Below are 5,138 nucleotides of genomic sequence, written 5' to 3'. Positions count from 1 at the left end.
GACGCTTGCGCTTGATGACGCATCCGACGGGGAGCTGGCGGCCTTGGCGCGCAGCGGCACCCAGGCGGCCTACCGCGTGCTCGCTGAACGCCACCGCGATGCCGTCTACCGGCTGGTCCGCAGTGCAACCGGTGATGCCGACGAAGCGATGGATGTCACCCAGGAAACATTGATCGCGGCATTCGGTGCGCTCGATCGTTATGACCCCGCGCGTCCGTTCCGAGCCTGGATCGCACGGATTGCGCTCAACAAGGCGCGCGACTGGGCACGGCGGCGCGCGGTGCGGCGGCTGTTCAGCTTCGGAATGCCCGACCATGCCGCGTATTCAATCCCGGACGAGGCTGTGGGGGCAGACCGAACCGCCGAAGACCGGGAGAAGCTGACACGCGTCGCGGTGGCAATTGCTGCCTTGCCGGCACGCCTGAAAGAAGCGCTGTTGCTCCGGACGATCGAGGACATGTCGCAAGCCGAGGTCGCGGCAACGCTCGGTGTCAGCGAGAAGACGGTCGAGACCCGGCTTTATCGTGCGCGCCAGAAACTGAACGACGCTTTGAGGGAAGATGGGTCGCGCCGCGTATGATGTGCATGACCCCTAGCGAACTGTCCGAAACCCGCCCTCTGATCGATCGACGCGCGCTGCTGCGCGCCGGGGCTGCGGTCGGTGGCACCGCTGCGCTGGCCGCGTGGTTCCCGGCCTGGGCGCAGACTGCGTCGTCAGGCATTGTCGCGCCACTGCCGATGGTGAGCGGTCCCGATGTCAGCCTGCGGATCGCGCGGCAGACGATGCGGATCGACGGCAAGCCTTTCCGCGCGATCGGCATCAATGGAACCGTGCCGGGACCGCTGATCCGCCTGCGTCAGGGGCAAAAGGTGCGGCTGTCGGTGTCGAACGAGCTCGACGTCGATTCCTCCATTCACTGGCATGGTTTGCTCGTCCCGTTTCAATATGACGGCGTGCCCGGCGTCAGCTTTCCCGGCATCAAGCCCCGCACGAGCTTTCTTTACGAATTTCCCGTCAATCAGGCGGGCACCTATTGGTATCACAGCCACTCGGGGTTCCAGGAGCAGGAAGGTCTCTATGGGCCGATCGTCATCGATCCCGAGGGCGTGGACCCGATCGTATCCGACCGCGAGCACGTCATCGTCCTGTCCGATCACAGCCCGCTGTCGCCCGAAGCGATATTCCGGAACATGAAGGTCAATCCGGGCCACTTCAACATGCAGCGCCAGACGCTCGGCGGCTTGCTCGCCGGGCGCGACCAGCCGCTGAAAGACCGCATCGACTGGGGTAAGCTGGACGGCCCTCTTCAAGCCCGGCGAGCGGGTTCGCCTCCGCATCATCAACGCGTCGGCAATGACTTTCTTCAACATCCGCATTCCAGGACTTCGGATGACAGTCGTACAGGCCGACGGTCTGAACGTGCGTCCGGTCGAGATCGACGAGTTCCAGATCGGTGTTGCCGAGACCTACGACGTGATCGTCACCCCGACCGACGACCGCGCCTATACCTTCGTCGGTGAGGCGACCGATCGTTCGGGAATAGCGCGCGCAACGCTAGCGCCGCGCGCAGGAATGGCCGCCGAAGTACCACCGCTTCGTAAGCGCCCGCTCGCCAACATGACCGACATGGGCATGGGCGACATGAGCGGCATGGACATGTCGGGTGGATCGATGGCCGGCATGGATCATGCGGCGATGGGACACGATACCCAGACGATGGACATGTCTGCGCCAGCGCCAGACGCGGCGATGCCCGAAATGGACATGTCCGGGGCAGCGCCCGCCGCCGGGGTGATGGGGGGTATGGATCACGGCAGCATGAAGATGCGCGATTTCTCGGTCGCGCCACAGGTGAAACGCGATCCAGGCGTCCAGACGATTTCGCCGATGCCGATGGATCGGACCGGCGAGCCGGGTCAGGGCCTGGAAGACGTCGGCCACAAGGTGCTGACTTACCGTGACCTCATGGCGCTCGACCGTAACCCGGATGTGCGCGCCCCTGACCGGTCTCTCGATCTCCATCTGACCGGCAACATGGAACGCTTCATGTGGTCGTTCGATGGCGTGAAGATGTCTGATCATCACGCGCCGATCCCCTTCATCGAAGGCGAGCGGGTGCGGGTGAACCTCATCAACGATTCGATGATGAGCCATCCCATCCACTTGCACGGTCACTTCTTCGAGCTGGTGACGGGACACGGCGATCATGCCCCGCGCAAGCACACGGTGATCGTGCAGCCCGGCGGGAAGGTTACGTTCGACGTCACCGCCGATGCCGTCGGCGACTGGGCGTTTCACTGTCACCTCCTCTACCACATGGCGGCGGGCATGATGCGTGTTGTCAGCGTTCGCCCGCGCGGGGAAGCTGCGTGAGCGGCGTCATTGCCTTTGCCCTGGTTGCAGCGCTCGGTGCGAGTTCTCCCGCGCTAGCCCAGAGCATGTCGGGGATGGACCATGGTTCGATGCCAGGCATGAAAATGCCTGCAACCAAACCTGTGGCCAAACCGCGCAAGCCCGCAGCTCGCAAGCCGCAGGCAATGCCGGTCATGCGCGCACCAGACCAGGCCGCCGAATCGCCCGTTCCCAAAGCGGACGACATCCGCGGGATGGATCACGGGACCATGCCGGGGATGGACATGTCGGCTGATAAGTCGAGCACATCGCCGCCGATGGATGGCGTGGCGACCGGCCAGAGCGCGATGCCCGACATGGCAAAGAGCGGCACAGACCTTCCCGCCGGCAACGCACCGGCTCCAGCGCCGCCGACCGATCATTATGCGACGCGCATCTTCCCCGCTGCCGAGATCGAACGTTCGCATCGGCAAATGATGAATGAGAGCGGTGCGCAGACCTTCGGCTTCGTGATGTTCAACCTCGCTGAGTATCAGCCCCGTCGCGGACAGGACGGCTTCCGATGGGACGGCGAGGGCTGGTATGGCGGCGACATCAACCGCCTGACGATCAAAACGGAAGGCGAGGGCCGGTTCGGAGAAGGCGTCGACGAAGCCGAAGTGCAAGCGCTCTACAGCCGCGCCATCGATCCCTATTTCAACGCACAGGTCGGCATCCGCCAGGACCTCGGGCGCGGCGCTCGTCGGACCTATGCAACCATCGGCTTCGAGGGTCTCGCACCCTATTGGTTCGAGGTCGAAGGCGCGCTGTTCCTGTCGGACAAAGGTGACGTTCTCGGTCGCCTCGGAGGCTATTATGATCAGCGCCTCACCCAGCGGTTGATCTTGCAACCGCGCGTCGAGCTGAATTTTGCCGCGCAGGATGCGAGCCGGATCGGCGCGGGGCTGTCCACAGCCGAGGTCGGCTTGCGGCTTCGCTACGAGATCAAGCGCCAGTTCGCGCCCTATGTCGGCGTGTCGTGGGCACGAAAGGTCGGACAGACCGGTCGTTACGCCCGCGCCGATGGCGAGGACGCCACCAGCGCGGGAATCGTGGCGGGGATACGTATCTGGTTTTGATATTACCGCGTTGCAGCCTGGCCCTATCCGGCGCTGCGACAGGTTACGACAGGCGGGGGCCACCCGACGAAGGAACGACCGATGAAACTTACCCTCACGATAGCCGCGATTGCGGCGTTGGCACTGGCGACCCCGGCGCTCGCACACGAGCACAAGCATGCTAAGCCAGCGAAGCCCGCTATGTCGGGCATGGCAGGCATGGATCATTCCATGATGATGAATGACCCGTCGAACCCCTATGCGAAGTCCGAGATGGACATGCACATGAAGATGATGATGGCCAAGACAGGTGATGCTTCGGAAAAGTGGACCCGCAAGATGATCGAGCATCATCGCGGCGCGATTGCCATGTCGCGCGTGGCGCTTGCTCAGGCATCCGATGCCGATACCAAGCGGATGGCGCAAATGACCATCGACATGCAGGAAAAGGACATCGGCGAGCTTCAGGGCTGGCTCCGCAGCCACGGCAAGCCCGCCCAATAGGAAGGGCCTTCAGCTGAAATTACGTCGCCAACGGGTCCACATGATTGCCAGCCGCCTTCACAAGTGGCTCGCTCTCATCATCGGATTCCAGCTGATCCTGTGGTTTTCCAGCGGCGCGCTGATGAGTTTTTTTTCGATCGACAAGGTGCATGGCGACCACATTGTCGATCGCAAGACCGTGGCGGCAATCCCGAAGGGCATGGCTCTTGCCGACCTCAACACGGTGCTGCCAAGGGCCGAATGGCGGAATACGGCACAAGCGGCCGTTTAGACCACCGCCATTGAAGGTCGTGAATTGGATCGTTCCATGCCTTTCATCGCCACAGTGAGTTCCGCCGTTCGATCAAATATCGAAGTGGGGGGCACCGAAAATACGGTGCCCCAAGCAAGCCTAACTTGACTGCTGCCGGCGCCCGGCGTTGAGCGATGCAGGCGCCACGCCTAACGGACCACGACGATCCACCACTCGGATGTTGCGAGCTTTAGCCTCGATCACGAGGCGCTCGGTGACGCCGTTACCTTGAAAAGCGATCACGAACCTCGGCTTGAGCGAGAGCATCTGCTCATTGCGGCGGAAACCCGCGCGATCGCCGAGCTTGCGATCGAGGCCGAACCGCACTTGCTGGATTCCGTTCTGATCGGCCCACGATGCCGCGAGTCGTTCGATTCCCTTCATATCGCCGCCATGGACCAGATACATATCGCCGACATGGGCGCGAACCTTGTTAAGGGTGGCAAGCAGGTTGTCGGCAAACGTCTTCATCTCGTCGTCAGTGGCGAAGGTTAGGCGGCCACCGGCGAATACCACCGGCGTCCCCTGTGCCGTGTTGGCGTTCAGAGCCCGCTCCCGGCGGGCACGAAGGAAGGCATGACCATCGACGATCCCGGCGGTGACGCCGAGCGATATGCGGTTGCCGGACGATGGCACCCAGGACTTGCCGGTCTCGCGGATATAGTGCGCGGCGGCGACGTCTCGCATGACCTCGAAGGACCCAGCGGATTCCTCGACCTTCTTGGCCAGCTCGATCTTGTCCTCGAGGTTGGCCGTGCTGATCTCCGAGCCGTCCTGTTCGGCGAGGAGCAGGCGAATGTCGTCGGTCAACCGATCGACCAGCCCGTGCTTCTTGGCGGCGGCGCGGTGGAAGAGGTTCACCAGGCCCCAGCCCAGATCTTCGATGTCACGC

At 63.1% G+C, this 5,138-nt stretch carries 5 protein-coding genes and 1 pseudogene; 5 read left to right on the top strand and 1 reads right to left on the bottom strand.

All coding sequences use genetic code 11. The features are described from left to right. The 5 genes and pseudogenes from B7Y43_RS19950 to B7Y43_RS19930 all read left to right on the top strand — a co-directional run. The coding region (locus B7Y43_RS19950; protein ID WP_374133403.1) for an RNA polymerase sigma factor at positions 1 to 580 on the top strand (580 nt) is incomplete at its 5' end. 5 nt (positions 581 to 585) lie between these two features. After that, positions 586 to 2,374 (top strand): annotated as a pseudogene (locus tag B7Y43_RS19945) (multicopper oxidase domain-containing protein). 65 nt (positions 2,375 to 2,439) lie between these two features. Continuing rightward, positions 2,440 to 3,471, top strand: a complete 1,032-nt coding sequence (locus B7Y43_RS19940) for a copper resistance protein B (RefSeq protein WP_374133404.1) — start codon at positions 2,440 to 2,442, stop codon at positions 3,469 to 3,471. Between the two features lie 81 nt (positions 3,472 to 3,552). Beyond that, positions 3,553 to 3,954: a DUF305 domain-containing protein gene (locus B7Y43_RS19935; RefSeq protein WP_374133402.1), complete on the top strand. Its 402-nt coding sequence runs from the start codon at positions 3,553 to 3,555 to the stop codon at positions 3,952 to 3,954. Between the two features lie 40 nt (positions 3,955 to 3,994). Further along, entirely contained in the window at positions 3,995 to 4,225 is a 231-nt protein-coding gene (locus B7Y43_RS19930) for a hypothetical protein (RefSeq protein ID WP_374133401.1), read from the top strand. 120 nt (positions 4,226 to 4,345) lie between these two features. Here B7Y43_RS19930 and B7Y43_RS19925 read toward each other — a convergent pair. Beyond that, positions 4,346 to 5,138: DUF2493 domain-containing protein (locus B7Y43_RS19925; protein ID WP_374133400.1), on the bottom strand; the 793-nt coding region annotated here is incomplete at its 5' end.

Source organism: Sphingomonas sp. 28-62-20 (assembly GCF_002281505.1).
The sequence above is the reverse complement of the archived record's forward strand: the minus strand, read 5'-3'. Positions and strand labels throughout refer to the sequence as shown.

What these genes read in the sequence shown, in the direction of transcription:
- B7Y43_RS19940 (WP_374133404.1), top strand. Translation starts at nt 2,440, where the DNA reads ATGTCGGGGATGGACCATGGTTCGATGCCAGGCATGAAAATGCCTGCA.
- B7Y43_RS19935 (WP_374133402.1), top strand. Translation starts at nt 3,553, where the DNA reads ATGAAACTTACCCTCACGATAGCCGCGATTGCGGCGTTGGCACTGGCG.
- B7Y43_RS19930 (WP_374133401.1), top strand. Translation starts at nt 3,995, where the DNA reads ATGATTGCCAGCCGCCTTCACAAGTGGCTCGCTCTCATCATCGGATTC.